The organism is Pseudoalteromonas sp. ESRF-bin5 (assembly GCF_002632075.1).
Classification (GTDB): Bacteria; Pseudomonadota; Gammaproteobacteria; order Enterobacterales; family Alteromonadaceae; genus Pseudoalteromonas; species Pseudoalteromonas marina.
The window spans coordinates 1-19,599 of sequence record NZ_NTLW01000057.1; the positions used below are offsets into that span (position 1 = coordinate 1).

General features: G+C 40.9%; 17 protein-coding genes and 1 pseudogene. 4 read left to right on the forward strand and 14 right to left on the reverse strand.

Annotation, left to right across the window (positions count from 1 at the left end; all coding sequences use genetic code 11):
* The 3 genes from BCG07_RS01860 to BCG07_RS01870 all read left to right on the forward strand — a co-directional run.
* The coding region (locus tag BCG07_RS01860; RefSeq protein WP_286888308.1) for a gamma-glutamylcyclotransferase family protein at nucleotides 1–354 on the forward strand (354 nt) is incomplete at its 5' end.
* Nucleotides 355–367: 13 nt separating this feature from the next.
* Nucleotides 368–1,909, forward strand: a complete 1,542-nt coding sequence (locus BCG07_RS01865) for a serine hydrolase (RefSeq protein ID WP_286888309.1) — start codon at nucleotides 368–370, stop codon at nucleotides 1,907–1,909.
* A 99-nt stretch (nucleotides 1,910–2,008) separates the two neighbouring features.
* On the forward strand, nucleotides 2,009–2,926 hold the full coding sequence (locus BCG07_RS01870) for a histone deacetylase family protein (RefSeq protein WP_286888310.1): 918 nt from the start codon (nucleotides 2,009–2,011) through the stop codon (nucleotides 2,924–2,926).
* Between the two features lie 15 nt (nucleotides 2,927–2,941).
* Here the strand turns inward: BCG07_RS01870 and BCG07_RS01875 are convergent, their stop codons facing one another.
* The 14 genes from BCG07_RS01875 to rsmD all read right to left on the reverse strand — a co-directional run bounded on the left by BCG07_RS01875 (nucleotide 2,942) and on the right by rsmD (nucleotide 18,619).
* Entirely contained in the window at nucleotides 2,942–3,235 is a 294-nt protein-coding gene (locus BCG07_RS01875; RefSeq protein WP_286888311.1) for a DUF4144 family protein, read from the reverse strand.
* A 2-nt stretch (nucleotides 3,236–3,237) separates the two neighbouring features.
* Nucleotides 3,238–4,047, reverse strand: coding sequence for a DUF2797 domain-containing protein (locus tag BCG07_RS01880; protein WP_006791167.1), 810 nt, complete (start codon nucleotides 4,045–4,047; stop codon nucleotides 3,238–3,240).
* Between the two features lie 23 nt (nucleotides 4,048–4,070).
* Nucleotides 4,071–6,605: an EAL domain-containing protein gene (locus BCG07_RS01885; protein WP_286888312.1), complete on the reverse strand. Its 2,535-nt coding sequence runs from the start codon at nucleotides 6,603–6,605 to the stop codon at nucleotides 4,071–4,073.
* 94 nt (nucleotides 6,606–6,699) lie between these two features.
* Complete coding sequence (purD, locus tag BCG07_RS01890) at nucleotides 6,700–7,998, reverse strand: phosphoribosylamine--glycine ligase (protein ID WP_286888314.1); 1,299 nt, start codon at nucleotides 7,996–7,998, stop codon at nucleotides 6,700–6,702.
* Nucleotides 7,999–8,014: 16 nt separating this feature from the next.
* A complete protein-coding gene (locus BCG07_RS01895; RefSeq protein WP_006791164.1) occupies nucleotides 8,015–8,836 on the reverse strand; it encodes a class I SAM-dependent methyltransferase in 822 nt (273 codons plus the stop codon).
* Between the two features lie 101 nt (nucleotides 8,837–8,937).
* Complete coding sequence (purH, locus tag BCG07_RS01900; RefSeq protein WP_039037995.1) at nucleotides 8,938–10,524, reverse strand: bifunctional phosphoribosylaminoimidazolecarboxamide formyltransferase/IMP cyclohydrolase; 1,587 nt, start codon at nucleotides 10,522–10,524, stop codon at nucleotides 8,938–8,940.
* Between the two features lie 191 nt (nucleotides 10,525–10,715).
* Nucleotides 10,716–11,006 carry a DNA-binding transcriptional regulator Fis gene (gene fis, locus BCG07_RS01905; RefSeq protein ID WP_002957804.1) on the reverse strand — a complete coding sequence of 97 codons (291 nt, stop codon included), beginning with the start codon at nucleotides 11,004–11,006 and terminating at the stop codon, nucleotides 10,716–10,718.
* 19 nt (nucleotides 11,007–11,025) lie between these two features.
* Entirely contained in the window at nucleotides 11,026–11,997 is a 972-nt protein-coding gene (dusB, locus tag BCG07_RS01910; RefSeq protein ID WP_010556644.1) for a tRNA dihydrouridine synthase DusB, read from the reverse strand.
* 281 nt (nucleotides 11,998–12,278) lie between these two features.
* Entirely contained in the window at nucleotides 12,279–13,160 is an 882-nt protein-coding gene (gene prmA, locus BCG07_RS01915) for a 50S ribosomal protein L11 methyltransferase (RefSeq protein WP_008128759.1), read from the reverse strand.
* A gap of 66 nt (nucleotides 13,161–13,226) precedes the next feature.
* On the reverse strand, nucleotides 13,227–15,071 hold the full coding sequence (rpoD, locus tag BCG07_RS01920; protein ID WP_006794813.1) for an RNA polymerase sigma factor RpoD: 1,845 nt from the start codon (nucleotides 15,069–15,071) through the stop codon (nucleotides 13,227–13,229).
* A 124-nt stretch (nucleotides 15,072–15,195) separates the two neighbouring features.
* The gene (dnaG, locus tag BCG07_RS01925; protein ID WP_286888320.1) at nucleotides 15,196–16,947 is read right to left on the reverse strand and encodes a DNA primase; all 1,752 of its coding nucleotides are present in this window, start codon (nucleotides 16,945–16,947) and stop codon (nucleotides 15,196–15,198) included.
* Nucleotides 16,948–17,186: 239 nt separating this feature from the next.
* On the reverse strand, nucleotides 17,187–17,633 hold the full coding sequence (locus BCG07_RS01930) for a GatB/YqeY domain-containing protein (protein ID WP_286888322.1): 447 nt from the start codon (nucleotides 17,631–17,633) through the stop codon (nucleotides 17,187–17,189).
* Nucleotides 17,634–17,652: 19 nt separating this feature from the next.
* On the reverse strand, nucleotides 17,653–17,868 hold the full coding sequence (gene rpsU / locus BCG07_RS01935) for a 30S ribosomal protein S21 (RefSeq protein WP_002957797.1): 216 nt from the start codon (nucleotides 17,866–17,868) through the stop codon (nucleotides 17,653–17,655).
* A gap of 145 nt (nucleotides 17,869–18,013) precedes the next feature.
* Entirely contained in the window at nucleotides 18,014–18,619 is a 606-nt protein-coding gene (gene rsmD / locus BCG07_RS01940) for a 16S rRNA (guanine(966)-N(2))-methyltransferase RsmD (RefSeq protein ID WP_006794810.1), read from the reverse strand.
* Nucleotides 18,620–18,735: 116 nt separating this feature from the next.
* Here rsmD and BCG07_RS01945 point away from each other — a divergent pair.
* Nucleotides 18,736–19,599, forward strand: a pseudogene (locus BCG07_RS01945) (signal recognition particle-docking protein FtsY); the annotation flags it as partial.

The window sequence follows — 19,599 nt, forward strand, 5'->3', positions numbered from 1 at the left end:
TCGGGTAAATGCAGTATTCAAAAAACTGATAAAGCAGATGCCTTAGTATACGGTGTGGTCTATGAAGTTAACGCTGACGAAAAACTCACTTTAGATGCGATAGAAGGCCCAGGTTACGATTGTGTAGATATAACGGTTGAGCTGTTAAATGGGCAAACAATTGATACCCATTGTTATATTGCAAATACACACGACGAGGACGTTTTACCCTACGATTGGTACGTTAAACATGTTCATCGCGGAGCACTTGAAGCGGGCGTACCAAAGGCTTACAGTGATGCAATACTTAATCGCCCACAAAAGAGCGATCCTAATAAAGAACGCGCAGCAATTGAACTTGCAGTGCATCAATAATAAAAGGACTAACATGAAACTGACTAATTTAGCGGCTTTTACACTACTGGCCAGTGCTACTTTTAATACTTGGGCACAGGTTGATACCAACAAAATAGAAGAGGTCATTAAAACCTCTATGGCGCGCTTTGATGTGCCTGGTATGGCCGTTGCTATTGTTGAAAATGACGAGGTTGTACTCGCTAAAGGGTTTGGCATCGCAAACCTAAATACAAAGGCTGAAGTAAATAAAGATACGTTATTTGGTATTGCATCAAATACAAAGGCATTTACCAGCGCCGCGTTAGCTAAATTAGTCGATGAGGGGAAATTACGCTGGGATGACCGCGTAATCGACCATTTACCTGAATTTAGATTATACGACTCATATGTAACCCGGGAAATGCGAGTGCGCGATTTACTAAGCCACCGTAGTGGTTTAGGCCTTGGGCAAGGCGACTTAATGATTTGGCCAAGCACAGATAAATCAGTTGCTGATATTTTATCAGGCTTAAAATACTTAAAACCAGCCAGCAGTTTTCGTAGTAAATACGCTTATAACAACCTGATGTTTGTAACAGCAGGTGAAGTTGTAGCGCGTGTATCTGGCATAAGCTGGAACGATTATGTTGAAAAACATATTTTACAGCCGCTAAAAATGACCAACTCACGCGCAGGTTTTTCGCGTATTCCAAAAAATAATAAAAACTGGGCGATAGGGCATATTCCAATGGAGGGAAGCTTACACCCATTTTTTGTTAATTACCTTGAAGACTTTAGAGGTGCAGGTGCTATTGCATCGAGTGTAAACGATATGAGCCAATGGCTACGCACTCAATTGGCTGGCGGAAAAATGCCTAATGGCGATCAATTGTTTAGTGAAAAACAACAAGCGCAAATGTGGCATCCGCACATTACCTCTATGGCATCTAAAAGTGCCTTTGAGGCATACCATCAACAATTTAGAGGTTATGGTTTAGGTTGGAGTATAGAGGACTACCACGGCTTTAAAAAGTTAGGTCACGGTGGCGGTATTTTAGGTATGGTGTCGCAAGTTACCTTACTACCAGAAAAAAAACTCGGTATTGTTATTTTGTCTAATCAGCAAGCATTTAGTGCTTTAAGTGCAGTTACCCACGAAGTACTTGAGGATGTGCTCAACCTAGAGGATAAAGATTGGGTTGAAGATTTAGCCAAAAAGCATTTTGAAGGTAAGCAAAAAGCATACGCAAATGCGACACCACCAACCCCTGCGGATTATCAGCCACAGCTACCTAGTATAAATTATACTGGTACATTACACGATGATTGGTATGGCGACGTTATTATTGAAGAGCTTGATGGTAAATTACGAATTGATTTTACGCACACAAAACGCTTAAAAGGCACACTTGAGCACTATACAGGCAATACGTTTATTGTTAAGTGGGACGAAAAGCTGCTCGAAGCCGATGCGTTTATTAGTTTTGAAATGAGTACAGCTAACCGTGTTAATAGCGCCAACATGCGTGCAGTTTCAACAGCCGTGACCGACTTTAGTTTTGACTTTAGAAATTTAAATTTAAAAACTAAATGATTAACGCTCAAGTTATATAGTTATACACCAAAGTCGCAAAGCCACCATCGGGTGGCTTTGTTATATTAAGTTTTCACTTATTTGGTTTTTGGAGTTTTTATGCGTACTGCAGTTATCTCACATCCACATTGCCGTAAACATAAAATGATAGACGACCACCCTGAGTGCCCAGAACGTTTAGATGCGATAACTGATCGCTTACTTGCCAGTGGCATCGACGTGGGGTTAAAGCATTTACAAGCGCCTAAAGCTCATCGAGAACATTATTTACTAGCGCATGATGAGGCGCTGGTTAATTTGGTTGAGCGATTAATTCCTCAAGTGGGCTTAAATAATCTCGATGGCGATACATGGCTTTGCCCTGACTCATTTAAAGCAATTGAGCGCGCGGTGGGGGCCGGGGTTTTAGCGGTAGATGAAATACTTAATGATAAGCTAGACGCGGCATTTTGTTCTGTGCGTCCGCCAGGGCATCATGCCAATAAGCAGTCGTCATCAGGGTTTTGCGTATTTAATAATTTAGCGATTGCTGTTAAGTATGCACAAAGCAAAGGCATCAAACGTATTGCAATTGCCGATTTTGATGTACACCACGGTAACGGAACCCAAGATATTTTTATTGATGATGAAAGGGTACTGCTTTGCTCGTTATTTCAATACCCATTTTACCCAAATACAGCGGTTAAAAATAATAGCCATATTGTTAATTCGCCTTTACCCATTGCAAGCAATGGGGGCGATTTAAAAGAGGTATTCAACACCCAATGGTTACCAAAATTAAAAGATTTTAAGCCTGAACTGTTATTTATAAGTGCAGGTTTTGACGCACATGTAGAAGATGACATGGCAAGCCTAAATTTTGTAGAAGACGATTACATTTGGCTCACTGAGCAGCTATGCAAAGTAACAAAAGAAAGTGGCTGTAAGGGAATTATATCGTATTTGGAAGGGGGCTATGCGCTATCAGCATTGGGTAGAAGTGCAGTAGCGCATATTAAAGTGCTTAGCGAGCAATAGTTATTAAAAGTATGTTTAAAGCCCGAGTAAATCAAATGCCTGTGAAGTACTTAGCGTTTTAATTTTACCTAGGCAACAATGCCCTTCATTTAATAGGTAAGCAGTAACAAGGTGTGCTAGCTGCTCTTCGGTTAAGGCTAAGCAAGGTTGACCTTGTAGGTTAAGGTATTGACCTTGTTTATTAAGCACTCTTACATTAGTTAGTTCACTTGATGCAACACCGTGTAAGCACTCATTTTGTTCTTGCTGGTTTCGCACTATTTCAAGCTCATTATAAATAACCATTAACTGTGGAAAGCTGTTTAACATGGTTAGCCTACAGTTACTTCGTATGAAGTAAATTTACGTATATTAATAACGCCGTTATCAAATATTAAATATTGGCCTTTAATACCTTGTAAAATACCGCTTACAACGGGATTTTTATCAAAGTTAAATGAGCTGATTTTGGTTGGGTATTCGGTGACTGGAAAGTTTAAATCAACCACGTCTTCATCAAGTTGTTCTATGGCTGTTGCGCCAAATAGCTCACTAAGCTCGTTTAGTTTATCGCTAATTTGTGGAATAAGCTCAGCGGCGGCAGCTTTTAAGTCTATAGCTTCGTTTTGACCTTTTAACATGTTGCGCCAATTAGTTTTATCGGCAATAAACTCTGCTAATGCAACCTCTACCAATCCCGACTGCAAACGTGTTTGTACTTTAAAAATAGGTAAAGCTTGAGTGGCGCCTTGGTCAATCCAACGTGTAGGTATTTGTGTATGGCGCGTAATACCTACTTTTAATCCCGAGGTGTTAGCTAAGTAAACGTAATGTGGGATCATACAATTAGCTTCGCCCCACTGTGGCTCTCGACATGTACCTTGATCGTAGTGGCAGGTTTCTGGTTTCATAATACACATGTCGCAGCTAGCGAGCTTACGCATACAAACAAAACAATGGCCTTGAGAATAACTTTTTTTGGTTTTTTTACCGCAGTTAGAACACAAAATAGTGCCGCTAAATGTAAGCGTTAGTTCTTTACCTATAAAAGCATTTAAATTAACTAGCTCATCGCCAACGGGAAGGTGATATTGAACGGGTTCTGTTAAGCTCGATTTTAATTTACGCAGTGTGCCTTGCATCTTCACATAGCCCCTAAAGATGTTTAAAAAGGAGAGTCTAACATTTTTAAACTGTATTGGCTTTTTAAGAAATTAACATACTCAGGATAAGGCAACGCTTTAGCATATAAATAACCTTGTGCGCGGTCTGCATTCATTTGTTTTAATAGCTGGTGGATTTCTTGAGTTTCAACACCTTCTACAGTAATTGACAAGTTAAGCTGGTGCGCCATATCTATTGATGTTTGAACTATGACTTGGTGAGCGGGGTTATTAACGAGGTCAAAAATAAATGATTTATCTATTTTAAGCTCGCTAAAGTGGTAGTTAACAAGGTAGCTCAATGATGCGTAACCTGTGCCAAAGTCATCGAGTACAACTTTTATTCCTAATGCTGATAATTCATCAACTAATTTAATGAGCACGTCTTGGCTTTCTACAAAGGCAGATTCAGTTAATTCAAACTTAAGTAAGTGAGCGGGTGCTTGATGTTTGATTAATATATTTTCTATTTTTTCAGCTAAGTTATTAATGGCTAAGTTTTTAGCGCTTAAGTTAACGCTAATTGTGTGCTCTTTATGGCCGCTGTTAATTAGCTCTACAAGATCTTTACAAGCTTGTTCAATAACCCACAAGGTCAGCTCATTAATTATTCCGGTATGCTCTGCCAAAATTACAAGCTCTTCAATCGAAATGTTTTTATAGGTGGGATCAGGCCAGCGTAGTAGCGCTTCAGCGCCTATTACTTGATTATTAACTAAACTTATTTGCGGTTGATAATACAGCGCAAGCTGGTTTGTTTTAATTGCTTTTTGCAAATGAGCCGCCAAACCAACATCCATTATTAAACTGTTATTAATTGCAGACGACGCAACGCGATCTGCACGTCCTTTTGCATCTTTTAAGGCTAAGTAACCGCGCTTTAACCAATATTCAAAATCATTACTTTGGTTTGCACTACTAATGCCAATTGTGTAGTTGAGTTGCAGACTCAAACCTTTAATTTCATATTGCTTGGGGAGGTTACTAATGACTTTTGTGAGTAGTGTTTTGAGTGTGTCTTGGTTTTTGGTTGAGATACAAGCAAATACACCACTGTTTAAATCAGCCAGACGAGGACTGTTATTTAAATCGGTTTCAAGGTTTGCAAACTCTCTTTCGTGCATTAATTCATTCTCTAGTCGCTCAGCAATGTGCTTTATGAGGGTGTAACCTTGAGTCGATGTAATGATGGTATTAAGCGAATTAAAATGACATATTTTTATTAGGCACAAGGTGGTAGAACGGTTTTGGTTTTGCAGGGACATAAATGCTTGTTTGAGCTTAGAGCTATTAAGCAACTTAGTTTGTTGAGTGTGAGTTGCATGGTAAAGCGCGCGCTCTCGTTGATAGCGTACACGATCAGCCAACGCCATGGCCATTAAAACAATTTCACATAAAATCGCCACCAAAAAGGCGTGACGCGAAGTGAAACTGTAATCAATCACGCCGGTGAGCTCCAGTGGTTGTATTACAGCACCTAAAATAAGGGGAACCCACGAAAAAACGTAAAATTTGGCCCATCTAAAACCACTAAGTAGTTTTTTATAAATTAATATAGTGCATGCAACATATAGCAGCGCTAATACGCAGAAAAAAAGTGGCGCAGCTATGTTTTCAGGAATAAAAAAGCTAGCTATACCCATAACAAACATAAGAGAAAGCAGCGCTTTGCTCATTGTGTATCGCCAGCACTTATCTTTATGGTAGCGCAAAAACATAGTACAAAAGGCGAGAGTAAAAAACGAAACCGCGTAATTACTCACAATGACTTTGTGATGAAAAAATAGTTGCCATTCTAAAGGCCAAAGGTAAAACCCAAACCCAAGCACTATACCCATTAGTATCAGTGCGCTAATTATATAACCAATATAAACAAGGTAAACCCGGTCTTTTATACCAAAATAGAGTACTAGGTTGTAAAGTGCAGCCATGAGTAATACGCCAGCAAATATTCCCCAAATACCAGTTTGAGAACGCATTAAATCTACAAATTCTTTATCGCGGTATAAATTGATAGGTGTTTTGCTAATGCCCACGGTGTCTATTTTAATAACGAGGCGCTGGGTTGATTTTTGCTCCATCAAAAAGTTGATGTGTGGCACGCTGTACTGAAACAAAGTCAGTTTTTTTTCTCTATCACCCAACTTATAAGTTTTTAATATATGGTTGTTTTTATCTAAGCGATAAACTGTGAGGTGATCGGCCATTGGGTTATCAAAGTGAGCAACTACCTTTTGACTTTCTTGGCTCTTGTTTTCTAAATCAAGAAATAACCAATAATTTTGCTGAGTAAAACTCCAAGGAATTTCTGAAAAAGGAGCATGGGTAAGTAAATTAGGTTGCTTGATAATTGCATCGAATGTTTGGTTTTTGGTTTCATCAATGTAGTAGGCGTGATTGAGATACATTGGTGATGTTTTATCAATTGTGTAACGAGTAGGCACTACTAGGTTTGAAGCCAATGTATTGATAATAAAAAATATAAATATCAAAATGGCAACAGCAAGTGAATGATAACGTAAAGTTCTAAGTTCCAATGTATGCTTACTTTTTAAAAACTTTTAATTAGTGTAGCACTAAAAAAGCGCAGGCGAACTGCGCTTTTTTAGTTAAATTAATTGGTCATACCAATCAATTTTTATTAGCTTGCTGCTCGCGAGCAATAGCACGATAAGCAATATCAGTTCGATACTCCATACCATCCCAGCTAATTTGTTTAACCAGCTCGTAGGCTCGTTGTTGTGCCTCTGTTACAGTGTTACCCAATGCAGTTGCGCACAAAACACGGCCGCCGGCAGTAACAACATCATCGCCGCTTTGTTTAGTACCCGCATGAAATACTTTTTCATCAGCAGGGTAGTTAACCTTAAGGCCTGAAATAGCATCGCCTTTAGGGTAGTCACCCGGGTAGCCTTTAGCTGCAAGTACAACGCCTACCGCTGCGCGTGGGTCAAACTCGATGGTGGTTTTATCTAGTTCTTCACGGTTAGCCGCTTCAATCAGTTCAACTAAATCTGATTGTAAACGTAGCATCATAGGTTGTGTTTCAGGGTCGCCAAAACGACAGTTATACTCGATAACTTTAGGTGTACCTGAGCTATCTATCATTAAACCTGCGTACAAGAAGCCAGTGTACGGGTGGCCTTCGCTTGCCATGCCTTCTACTGTCGGGGTGATCACTTCATCCATAATGCGTTGGTGTATTTCGTTTGTCACCACTGGCGCAGGAGAGTATGCACCCATACCGCCAGTATTTGGGCCTGCATCGCCATTATAAGCACGTTTATGATCTTGGCTTGTCGCAAACGGAAGGACGTTTTTACCATCTACCATCACAATGAAAGAGGCTTCTTCGCCATCCAAAAACTCTTCAATAACAACACGGCTACCAGCATCACCAAAGGCATTACCGGCAAGCATATCGCGAATAGCGTCTTCAGCTTCCTGATGTGTCATTGCAACAATAACGCCTTTACCTGCTGCTAAACCATCGGCTTTAATTACAATTGGCGCACCTTTTTCTTTTAAATAAGCAAGGGCCGGGTCAATTTGCTCAAATGTTTGGTAATCGGCGGTTGGTATATCATGGCGAGCTAAAAAGTCTTTCGTAAACGACTTAGAGCCTTCAAGCTGGGCTGCACCCGCTGTTGGGCCAAATATAGCCATATCATGTTCACGAAATTTATCCACAACACCTAATACGAGCGGTACTTCAGGGCCTACAATGGTGAGCTCTACATTGTTTTGCTGAGCAAATTTTAATAAGCCATCTAAATCTTCAACGTTAATTGCAACGTTTTCGAGTTTAGGCTCAAGTGCAGTACCTGCGTTACCTGGAGCAACAAACACGGTATTTACTTTACTGTTTTGAGCGGCCTTAAACGCAAGTGCGTGTTCGCGGCCGCCGCTGCCAATGACTAATACATTCATGGCGTAATATTCCTATTTAAAGCGGTTTTTTAAATTTCAGCGTCATACGGTCGCTTTCACCAATAGCTTTATATTTTTCAGCGTCTTGTTCGCCAAGTCTTAAGCTAGGTGGTAGCGTCCACACCCCTTTAGGGTGATCGGCTGTATCTTTTGGATTAGCATTTATTTCACTAGTTGCTGCTAGCTCAAATCCTGCTTGCTTTGCAAGGTCAACCACGTAACTCTGTTTCATATAACCTGATGTTTTTTGATCCTCATCAGCACGGTTTTCAGCTAAACGATGCTCAACCACACCCAATGTACCACCTGGTTTTAGTGCTTTATAAAACGCTTTAAATGCGCTCAATGCACCGTCTGTATCTTTACCCATATACCAGTTATGCACATTGCGGAAGGTAAGTACCATATCAGCAGATTCTGCAGGCGCAATATCTAGGTGGGTTAAAGGGGCAAACTCTGTAATTTTAACATTACTAAAGCGTTCGTCTTCAGCTACTTTTTGTTTAAACGCAGCTAATGAACGTTGATAGTAACCAACCGATGAGTCGCTAGGGAAATGAGCGGCATAGTATAAGCCTTGCTCTTTCAATGCTGGCGCTAAAATTTCACTGTACCAACCACCGCCTGGCGCAATTTCTACAACGGTCATTGACGGTTTAAAGCCAAAAAATGCCAATGTTTGCTCAGGGTGGCGATATTCATCACGAGCACTATTTTTAGCGCTTCGCTCGCTTGCTTTTATTGCGTGGCTTAGGCTTGATTCATGGTTATGGCTCAATGCCATTGTTGAAGTAAGTGCTAGGCTAGCAACAAGTAGAGACTTTAGTGCAAATTTCATCGTTTGTTCCTTCACATTAAAATTAGGAGTTAGAATAATCAGAATACGTGAATTGCTTGCAAACAAAAAGGGTTAAACGTTGAGCTTAACCCTTTTTGTGATTAGTGGCGGAAGTGACGCATGCCAGTAAACACCATAGCCATGCCCGCTTCATCCGCGGCCGCGATAACTTCTTCATCGCGCATTGAACCACCCGGTTGAATAACCGCTGTTATACCAGCCTCTGCAGCAGCATCTATGCCATCGCGGAATGGGAAAAACGCATCCGATGCCATAACAGAACCCGGTACTTCTAGGTTTTCATCAGCAGCTTTAATACCCGCTATTTTAGCAGAGTAAACGCGGCTCATTTGGCCTGCGCCTACACCAATAGTCATACCGTCGCGGGCATACACAATCGCGTTTGATTTAACAAACTTAGCGACTTTCCAGCAAAACAGTAAATCTTTGAGTTCTTGCTCAGAAGGCTGACGCTTAGAGACGACTTTTAAGTCGCCTTGAGTAACCATACCTAGGTCGCGATCTTGTACTAAAACGCCGCCGTTTACACGTTTAATATCGTGGCCCGTTGCTTTGCCACTCCATTGTCCGCACGCTAATAAACGTACGTTCTTTTTAGCTTCAACAATTTTTGCAGCTTCACTTGAAATGCTCGGGGCAATAATCACTTCAACAAATTGACGGTCAACAATGGCTTGTGCTGTTGCTGCATCAAGCTCGCGGTTAAAGGCAATAATGCCGCCAAACGCTGATGTTGGGTCTGTTTTAAATGCACGCTCGTAAGCACTAAGAATATCTTCACCAATTGAAACACCACACGGGTTTGCGTGTTTAACAATAACACACGCAGGTACATCAAATTCTTTAACGCACTCAAGGGCTGCATCGGTATCTGCAATGTTATTAAACGACAATGCTTTACCTTGTAACTGAGTAGCAGTTGCAACTGATGCTTCACTTACATCGTTTTCAACGTAAAAAGCAGCATCTTGATGTGAGTTTTCACCGTAACGCATATCTTGCTTTTTAGTGAATTGCATGTTGATAGTACGTGGGAACTTAGTGTCTTCAACGGCTTCTTCAGTGTAATCAGGAACCATTTTGCCAAAGTAATTAGCAATCATTCCGTCGTATTGAGCTGTGTGCTCATAGGCGGCAATAGCTAAATCAAAACGTGTTTTATACGTAGTTGAACCATTGTTATTTTGCATTTCGCTAATAACGCGATCGTAATCGCTTGCGTTTACAACAATCGTTACGTCTTTGTGATTTTTAGCAGCTGCACGAACCATTGTCGGGCCGCCAATATCAATATTTTCAATGGCATCTTCAAGGCTGCAGTTTTCTTGAGCGACAGTATTCGCAAAGGGGTATAAGTTAACTACAACTATGTCGATTGCAGAAATGTTGTTATCTGCCATTACATCTTCATCTTGTCCGCGACGGGCTAAAATGCCGCCGTGAATTTTAGGGTGAAGGGTTTTTACGCGGCCATCCATGATTTCAGGGTGACCGGTGTGATCTGAAACTTCAGTCACTTTTATGCCGTTATCAGCAAGGAGTTTACACGTACCGCCAGTTGATAAAATATCTACACCTTGTGCTTCTAGTGCGCGGGCGAATTCAACAATACCGGTTTTATCAGACACACTTAAAAGTGCGCGACGAATGGGACGATGAGTATCCATTGTAGTTTGATTTCCTCAGTTAATGAGCTAGCTTAGAAGCGGGCATTTTAACTGATTACAACTTAAAAAACGACTTATAAAGCGCCAATAAGCGTGAGCATTTTGCAACATCTCTACTAAATTGTACGCATAAAAAAAGCACCCTAAGGTGCTTTTTTAATAAACAGCTGTGATTTATCACAGCCAGCATATTAGTTCATGCCGTATTTTTTAAGCTTTTTGCGTAAAGTACCACGGTTGATACCTAGTAAAATAGCTGCACGAGTTTGGTTACCACGTGTGTATGTCATTACTTCTTCAAGTAATGGCGCTTCTAGCTCTGAAAGAACAAGGTCGTAAACGTCTTGCACATCTTGACCGTTAAGCTGTTTTAAGTAGTGGTGAACAGCTTTTTTTACTGCATCACGCAATGGCTGCGGTTTCTCGTGTGACTGAACATGAGGGTTTGTGATAAATGGAGAAGTCACGTTTTGTTCGAACATTATAAAGTCTCTTTCTTTCTTAGTTAGCTGCTAGTGTTTTAAAGTATTGCTCTAATGCGACGACCTGTGCTTCTGAGTTGTCGAGCGCATTAAATACTCGCCTAAACTGACCATCACTGTCATGGGTTTGCAAATACCAAGATACATGTTTGCGAGCAATTCTCGCGCCCATTGGCTCACCGTAAAACGCATGGAGGTTTGTTAAATGCTCCATTAAAATACTGCGCACCTCTGCAATAGCAGGTGGCTGCATGTGTTCACCAGTTCGCAAATAGTGGTCTATTTCCCTAAATATCCAAGGGCGACCTTGGGCGGCTCGACCAATCATAATGGCATCTGCACCCGTATAGTCTAAAACCTGTTTTGCTTTTTCTGGCGAGGTAATATCACCATTTGCAACAACAGGAATTGACACTGAACGTTTTATATCCCTAATCGTGGCGTATTCTGCTTCACCTTTATACATACATGCGCGCGTTCGCCCATGTACAGCCAGTGATGCAATGCCATAACGTTCAGCTATTCTCGCAATCTCTACACCATTACGGTTATCCGGATCCCATCCTGTACGGATTTTAAGTGTTACAGGTATATCAACAGCATTAACCACTGCATCAATAATCTCTTCCACGAGTTCAGGAAACTGTAATAAAGCAGAGCCTGCGAGTTTCTTGTTCACTTTTTTTGCTGGGCACCCCATATTGATATCTATGATTTGTGCACCGTTAGCAACATTGAATTGTGCGGCCTGCGCCATAAGCTCAGGATCAGCTCCTGCAATCTGCACCGCGCGTATACCCGACTCACCGCTGTGATCCATACGATTCATCGACTTTTCAGTTTTCCAAACCTTTGGGTTTGACGATAACATTTCAGACACAGCAAGCCCGGCGCCTAAGCGACGGCAGAGTTGTCTAAATGGTCTGTCTGTAATGCCGGCCATAGGCGCAACAATTACATTATTCTCAAGTTGGTATTTACCGATACGCACTGTATTCAATAGGCCTCTTTTCAAGGGGCGCTAAGTTTACGGCTTTTTTGACAAAAATCAAAGGCTATAAATTGAACAAAAGTGACTTTTTTTTGCACTTTTCGTATTGACATTTGATAACCGTATGACGGAAGGGTTTATTTGTGTGAAATTTGAACGAATGATGTTTTTATAATAAATAATGTTTATTTTTTATTTTGTAAAAAAATAGTAAAGCCTGTTAAATACAGGCTTTACATGCGATTTTTGAGTTAATACTCTAAAGTTTATAATGTATATGCTTAGCTATTTTTTGTACCGCTAACACGGGTCCAATCACCTTCAATGGCAATTTCATCGAGCTCAATAAAGGGCGCGTATATGTCAGCAACCGATTGTGCTTGTTCTTCTAAAATGCCAGACATCGCAATTTTGCCACCTGGCTTTAACAATCCTAAAATCACACTGTGAAGCTCACGCAGAGGTTGCGCTAAAATATTTGCCACAACAATATCGGCTGTAAACTCTGGCTGGTTTTCTGGCAGGTACACTTCAAGTTTATCAGCAACGCCATTACGGTTAGCGTTATCTAAACTTGCTTCGAGTGCTTGTGGGTCAATATCAATCCCAATCATGCGCTCAGCACCCAGTTTAATAGCAGCGATACCTAAAATGCCCGAGCCACAACCAAAATCCACGACGGTTTTACCGGTAAGGTCTTGGCTTTCTAGCCATTTTAAACACAGAGCTGTTGTTGCGTGTGTGCCTGTGCCAAACGCAAGGCCAGGATCAAGTAAAACGTTAACAGCATCAGGATCAGGAATATCGCGCCAGCTAGGGCAAATCCATAGCTTTTCACCAAACTGAATAGGGTGGAAGTTATCCATCCATTCACGTTCCCAGTCTTTATCTTCAAGCTGTTCAATTTTGTAAACGAGTGATTCATTTATTTCGTCGTGGCGTTTTAATAGTGCGATCACTTCGTTCATATCGTGATTAGCTTCAAATAAACCAATTACAGTGGTGTCAGCCCAAAATTCAACAGTGCCAATTTTTGGCTCGTAAATAGGGGTGTCTTTAGCATCTATAAAGGTAACAGACGCACTGCCTGCTTCCATTAATAGGTCACTTACTGCATCTGCGGTTGCAGCATTGGCATTGATACGGATTTGGATCCAAGCCATCTTTATTTCCTTGAAATAGAAAAAAGGCCGCTACAGCGGCCTTTTTAGTTTATATTAAGCGCTAAATTACTTAGCGTCTAAAAAGCTTTTTAGTAAATCTGAGCGAGAAGGGTGGCGTAATTTACGCAGTGCCTTCGCTTCTATTTGACGAATACGCTCACGTGTTACATCAAACTGCTTACCTACTTCTTCTAAGGTGTGGTCGGTATTCATATCAATACCAAAGCGCATACGAAGTACTTTTGCTTCACGCGCTGTTAAGCCGGCTAGTACATCGTTAGTTGCACCACGAAGCGACTCCATTGTTGCCGAATCGATTGGCGAATCAATGGTGGTATCTTCGATAAAGTCACCTAAGTGCGAATCTTCATCATCACCGATTGGTGTTTCCATCGAAATTGGCTCTTTAGCAATTTTAAGTACCTTACGGATTTTATCCTCAGGCATCATCATGCGTTCAGCTAATTCTTCTGGATTTGGCTCTCGACCCATTTCTTGTAACATTTGACGAGAGATACGGTTAAGTTTATTAATCGTTTCGATCATATGTACCGGAATACGGATAGTTCTTGCTTGGTCGGCAATAGAGCGAGTAATTGCTTGACGTATCCACCACGTAGCATAAGTAGAGAACTTATAACCACGACGGTATTCAAACTTATCTACCGCTTTCATCAAGCCAATATTACCTTCTTGGATTAAATCCAAGAACTGTAAACCACGGTTTGTGTATTTTTTAGCAATTGAGATTACAAGACGTAAGTTAGCTTCAACCATTTCTTTTTTCGCACGGCGCGCTTTTGCTTCACCAATACTCATACGACGGTTAATGTCTTTAATACGCTCTATGCTTAAACCAGTTGTTTGCTCAATAATAGATAGCTTATTGATACAACGAATTATTTCAGGTTTAACTTCTTCAAGTTTAGCTGAGTACTTTTCGTTGTTTGAAATTTCTAAATCAACCCACGAAGGATCTGTTTCGTTATTAGCAAAGTGCTTAACGAATGCTTTTTTAGGTAATTTAGCTATTTGTACAGCTTGTTTCATGATTAGGCGTTCTTGAACACGAACGCGGTCCATCATTTCGCGCATGTTGTTAACCATGCGATCAAACTGTTTAGGAATTAGCTTGAAGGTTCTGAAAAGCTCACCAATTTCAAAAATGGCGGCTTGTGAGTCAGGATGCGAACGACCTTTAGCTTCAAACGTATCACGTGCTTTATTATATAAATCACGTAAATTTTCAAAATGAATACGAGCTTCTTCAGGATCTGGGCCTGTATCTACTTCTTCTTCATCTTCATCATCGTCACTTTTGTCATCGTCTTCATCGTCGTCATCAAGTTGTTTTTCACTTAATTCTGAACCGATATTAGTTGCTGAAATTGGCGCTTCATCTTCGTTTGGATCAATGAAACCAACGATGATATCGCTTAAACGCATTTCTTCTGCTTCAAACTTATCCCACTGCTCTAGTAGGTAAGTGATTGCTTCAGGGTATTCAGCAACTGAAATTTGTACTTGGTTGATCCCTTCTTCAATACGCTTAGCGATAACAATTTCGCCTTCACGTGTAAGAAGTTCAACAGTGCCCATTTCGCGCATGTACATGCGAACTGGATCGGTAGTGCGGCCAATTTCTTTTTCTACCGTAGCAAGTGCAGCAGCGGCAGCTTCAGCTGCGTCTTCGTCTGTCGTTGTTTCTTGCATCATTAGTTCATCGGCATCAGGCGCGTTTTCGCTAACCTTAATACCCATGTCATTAATCATGCTTATGATATCTTCTACTTGATCTGAGTCAATTATGTCTTGTGGAAGGTGATCATTTACTTCTGCAAAAGTTAAGTAGCCTTGCTCTTTACCTTTTTGAATCAGAAGTTTTAATTGTGACTGAGGAGTTGGATCCATAGAGATTGTTTCTTCCACTCTGATAAGTTGATACAACAGGCGCCATCACTTGGTTTACATTAATGCCAACCAGAACAATGTGACGCAGTGAATAGCACAGTATAACATCCAAAACTAGATCTGACTAGCTGTTAGTCGCTTTTAACGCTGTCATTAGTAAATGACATTCTAGTCTTTCGTCGCTATTTAAACCTTGTGTCTTGTCCTTTATTAATAAGGTCTCTAGTCGATAATTTAAACACTGATCTTCAATAAATTTAAAAGTATTTTTAAAAACAGTCTCTAAACGTTCTTCATTTATTTCATGTTGCCAAGTAGCGAGCTTAATAAGAGGCTCATAATCGTCAGTATCTCTAAAAAATTCGAGTATCTGAGCCGTAGTGATAGTCTCTTTTTCAAGTGCTTGTTGCTGCAAGCGAAGCAGTAAACCAATACCTGCAATGTTCATTTGTGCAAGTTCTGGCAAATAAGGAACACTTTTAGCTAGGTTTGGGTGCTGAACTAAAATACCAATAGCCTGTCGCATTGGGGTTATTTTAAATTTTCGCTCAATAGAGTGCTGTTGCTTTGGTGTTTTTAATCGATTATTAAGTTGTTCACGCGTGCGCCCAATTAGTCTGCCTAATTGCTCTAAAATATTTTCTTGGTAAAATTCACTCGGAATTTTTTCAATGAGCGGTAGGGCTGCACTGAGTAATTTTGCTTTACCCGAATCGAGTGTTAAATCAATTTCTTGGCTTAATTTGTTAAACATGACTTTAGTAAAGTCATCGGCTTCACTTAAACGCTGTTCGAATGCTTCTTTACCTTCTTTTTGCACTAATGAATCGGGATCTTCTCCATCAGGCAAAAATACAAAGTTCAATGCTTTACCGTCATTTAAGTAGGGGAGCGCATTTTCAAGTGCCCGCCAAGCTGCATCGCGTCCAGCTCGGTCGCCATCGTAACAACAAATGACCTTATCGGTCGTTCTAAATAACGTATGCATGTGTTCGCTTGTTGTGGCGGTTCCCAGTGCTGCAACAGCGTATTCAATCTCTTTTTCTGCAAGTGCAACAACATCCATGTAGCCTTCAACGATAAGAATGTGCTCTAACTTTTTGTGTGCTTGTTTAGCTTCATAAAGGCCATAAAGCTCAAACCCTTTATGAAAAATTCGAGTCTCTGGAGAGTTTAAATATTTAGGCCCTTGATCAGCTTGCATAACGCGACCGCCAAAGGCGACAACTCTGCCGCGTTTATCACGAATAGGAAACATTAAGCGGTCGCGAAAAAAGTCGAACTGCCTGCCTGGTGTTTTTTCTGAGGCGAGCTTTAATTCGACGAGTTGCTCTTTTTGTTCTTTATTACGGCCAAGTTGTAAACATAAGCCATCCCATTCACTAGGGGCGTAGCCAACCATAAACTTTTTAACGGTTTCTCCGCTCAGTCCTCGACCTTTAACATAGTCAATGACTGCGGCCGAGTTAGCGTGGTGTTTTAGTTGGTGCTGATAAAAGCGAGCTGTATGAAGCATCAAATCGTAATCTGAACGCTTTTGCGCAGCGGTACGTTCTGGCGCAGAGCTACCGCCTTGTTCGCGGGGCACGTCCAAGTTGAGCATGCTGGCAAGCTCTTCAATGGCGTCAACAAACTCTAGTTTGTCGTATTCCATAACAAATGATATTGCGTTGCCATTCGCCCCACAGCCAAAGCAATGATAAAACTGTTTATCTTGCGATACCGTAAACGAGGGAGACTTTTCGTTATGAAAAGGGCAACACGCTTGATAGTCTTTACCGGCTTTTTTAAGCCCAACTTTAGAGTCTATCAGGTCGACAATATCGGTTCTGGCAAGTAAATCATCTATAAAACTTCGTGGGATCTTTCCAGCCATTAGTAAAATACAGTCCTGAAATATTAAGAAGAATAACGAAAGTGAAACTTAAAATTTATACTCGTAAGGTATAAATAATTGGACCTTAACTTATCAAAATGACGGCTAAATAAATAGAGTCAGAATAAATAATTTCATTTTTGAATATAGGCATAACGTTTACTTTTTAGTGACGTAAAAACAAAGAAACCGAGCACTAGGCTCGGTTTACTTCAATTATACTTTACGTATAGGGAGTGTTAGGCGGCTAATCTTTGCTTTATTAAACCAGAGATCTTACCCATATCGGCGCGACCTTCAGCTTTGCTTTTGATTATACCCATCACTTTACCCATGTCTTGCATACCTGCTGCGTTAGTATCAGCAATAGCCGCGTCAATGAGAGCAATTATTTCTTCGTCACTCAACTGTTGAGGTAAGAAGGTTTCAAGTGCTGTTATTTCATTGGCTTCAATTTCAGCTAAATCATCACGCCCAGCATCTTTGTACTGAGTGTAAGAGTCGCGACGTTGTTTGACAAGCTTCACTATAACGGAGGTAATACCTGCGTCGTCTAGTGTTATTTGCTCGTCAATCTCACGTTGCTTGATTGCAGCAAGTACCATGCGAATAGGGTTAAGACGTTGTTTGTCTTTAGCTCTCATCGCATCTTTTTGCGCATCTTTTAGCGTTATTAAAAGGCTCATTTATACAAGACCTAATGTATTAGTATAATTTAACGCGACGAGCGTTATCACGAGAAAGTTTTTTCATGTGACGCTTAACTGCTGCAGCTTTCTTACGCTTACGCTCAGCTGTTGGCTTTTCATAGTGCTCGCGACGACGAACTTCTGAAAGGATACCTGCTTTTTCACATGAACGCTTGAAGCGACGAAGTGCTACGTCAAACGGTTCGTTCTCTCTTACTTTAATTACTGGCATTAAAAATTCACCTACCTAAATTATGAGCGTTGCTCAAGTTGATCAAACATTGATCAAGTGGTTCAAAAATGGTGCGGTATTGTAATCCGAAGCAACACCACATGTAAAGGATAATATTAACAGAAACGCATAGTGTAAAACAGTATTAATTTAGCTGGCGTTGGTAGAGTCTACAAAATACTTGGCCTGCTTTTTTTTCTTTAATTAACAGCCAGTTACTAGGTGGTTTGAACGTATTTAGATCGCTCTCTACTTCGAGGTAAATTAGTGCTTCTTCGCTAAGCCAATTATTTATTTCTAATAAGTTACAGCTAGTTTGAGCTAAATTTTTGCGAAAAGGCGGGTCAACAAAAACAAGATCAAAAGGCGTATTACTATTTTTTTGTTCTAAAAATGAAAGAGAGTTAGTGTGCCTTACCTGTGCATTTTGTAATTTTAGTGTTGCTATGTTTTGCGCTAGTTGCTTTGCTGCACTTGGGTCAAGCTCTATAAAAAGAGCAGTACTTGCAAAACGCGAAAGAGCTTCGAACCCCAACCCACCAGAACCTGCAAAACAATCGAGAACGTTAGCATCACGCGTATCTTGCATTAACCAGTTAAATACTGTCTCTTTAATTCGGTCTGTAGTAGGACGTAAACCTTGTACGTCTTTTACCGGAAGTTTTCGGCCGCGAAATTGCCCACTTATCACTCTAATAAAGCCATCAGTAGATTTGGTAATTGCTTTATTTTTAGTTGTTTTATTTCTCATTTAGCTCACTAAAAAATGGTATCTGGGATCTAGCTCAGATAATATTATAGTAGATTACGTATAGCTTCATTTTTCAACCGCATTAAAAGTGTTACTATTGAACACTTATGTTTTGAATGGTTGTTTGGCTGGCAAAGTGTGTTGGCTCTTCCAAGCTATTTTCAAATTTTAGTTTATCAGATTTTTATAAGTGGTTATTAGCAAGTATGGCAAAAAAAAGTAAATTAATGTCTTGGCTCGGCTTTGGTAAGTCAGATAAAAAACAAGCCGAACAAAAAGCAGAGGCTGATAAACAACAAGCTTTAGCAGAGCAAGAAGCTAAACGCATAGAAGAAGAACGCGTTGCCGCTGAAAAAGCCGAGCAAGAACGCGCTGCTGAAGAGCAAGCGGAAAAATTAGCAATAGAACGAGCAAATGCCGAGCTGCTAGCAAAAGAACAGGCGCAAGCCGAGCAGCAGAGAGTGGAGCAACAAAATCGCCTTGCTGAGCAAGCTGAAGCGCAGCGTTTAGAACAAGAACGTGCTACAGCAGAGCAAGCAGAGGCCCAGCGTTTAGAGGAAGAACTTGCTGCGGCAGAGCAAGCAAAAGCCCAGCGTATAGAGCAAGAACGTGCTGCAGCAGAGCAAGCAGAAGCCCAGCGCATAGAGCAAGAACGTATTGCAGCACAGCAAGCAGAAGCGCAGCGCATAGAGCAAGAACGTATTGCAGCACAGCAAGCAGAAGCACAGTGCATAGAGCAAGAACGTATTGCAGCACAGCAAGCAGAAGCGCAGCGCATAGAGCTAGAACGTGCTGCAGCACAGCAAGCAGAAGCGCAGCGCATAGAACAAGAACGTGCTGCAGCAGAGCAAGCAGAGGCCCAGCGTTTAGAGCAAGAACGTATTGCAGCACAGCAAGCAGAAGCACAGCGCATAGAGCAAGAACGTATTGCAGCACAGCAAGCAGAAGCGCAGCGCATAGAGCTAGAACGTGCTGCAGCA

Excerpts from the sequence above, each read along its gene's own strand:
- fis (WP_002957804.1), bottom strand. The coding sequence starts at position 11,006 with ATGTTCGAACAAAACGTGACTTCTCCATTTATCACAAACCCTCATGTT.
- BCG07_RS01880 (WP_006791167.1), bottom strand. The coding sequence starts at position 4,047 with ATGCAAGGCACACTGCGTAAATTAAAATCGAGCTTAACAGAACCCGTT.
- rsmD (WP_006794810.1), bottom strand. The coding sequence starts at position 18,619 with ATGAGAAATAAAACAACTAAAAATAAAGCAATTACCAAATCTACTGAT.
- BCG07_RS01870 (WP_286888310.1), top strand. The coding sequence starts at position 2,009 with ATGCGTACTGCAGTTATCTCACATCCACATTGCCGTAAACATAAAATG.
- BCG07_RS01930 (WP_286888322.1), bottom strand. The coding sequence starts at position 17,633 with ATGAGCCTTTTAATAACGCTAAAAGATGCGCAAAAAGATGCGATGAGA.
- prmA (WP_008128759.1), bottom strand. The coding sequence starts at position 13,160 with ATGGCTTGGATCCAAATCCGTATCAATGCCAATGCTGCAACCGCAGAT.
- dnaG (WP_286888320.1), bottom strand. The coding sequence starts at position 16,947 with ATGGCTGGAAAGATCCCACGAAGTTTTATAGATGATTTACTTGCCAGA.
- BCG07_RS01895 (WP_006791164.1), bottom strand. The coding sequence starts at position 8,836 with ATGAAATTTGCACTAAAGTCTCTACTTGTTGCTAGCCTAGCACTTACT.
- rpsU (WP_002957797.1), bottom strand. The coding sequence starts at position 17,868 with ATGCCAGTAATTAAAGTAAGAGAGAACGAACCGTTTGACGTAGCACTT.
- purD (WP_286888314.1), bottom strand. The coding sequence starts at position 7,998 with ATGAATGTATTAGTCATTGGCAGCGGCGGCCGCGAACACGCACTTGCG.
- BCG07_RS01875 (WP_286888311.1), bottom strand. The coding sequence starts at position 3,235 with ATGTTAAACAGCTTTCCACAGTTAATGGTTATTTATAATGAGCTTGAA.
- BCG07_RS01865 (WP_286888309.1), top strand. The coding sequence starts at position 368 with ATGAAACTGACTAATTTAGCGGCTTTTACACTACTGGCCAGTGCTACT.
- rpoD (WP_006794813.1), bottom strand. The coding sequence starts at position 15,071 with ATGGATCCAACTCCTCAGTCACAATTAAAACTTCTGATTCAAAAAGGT.
- purH (WP_039037995.1), bottom strand. The coding sequence starts at position 10,524 with ATGGATACTCATCGTCCCATTCGTCGCGCACTTTTAAGTGTGTCTGAT.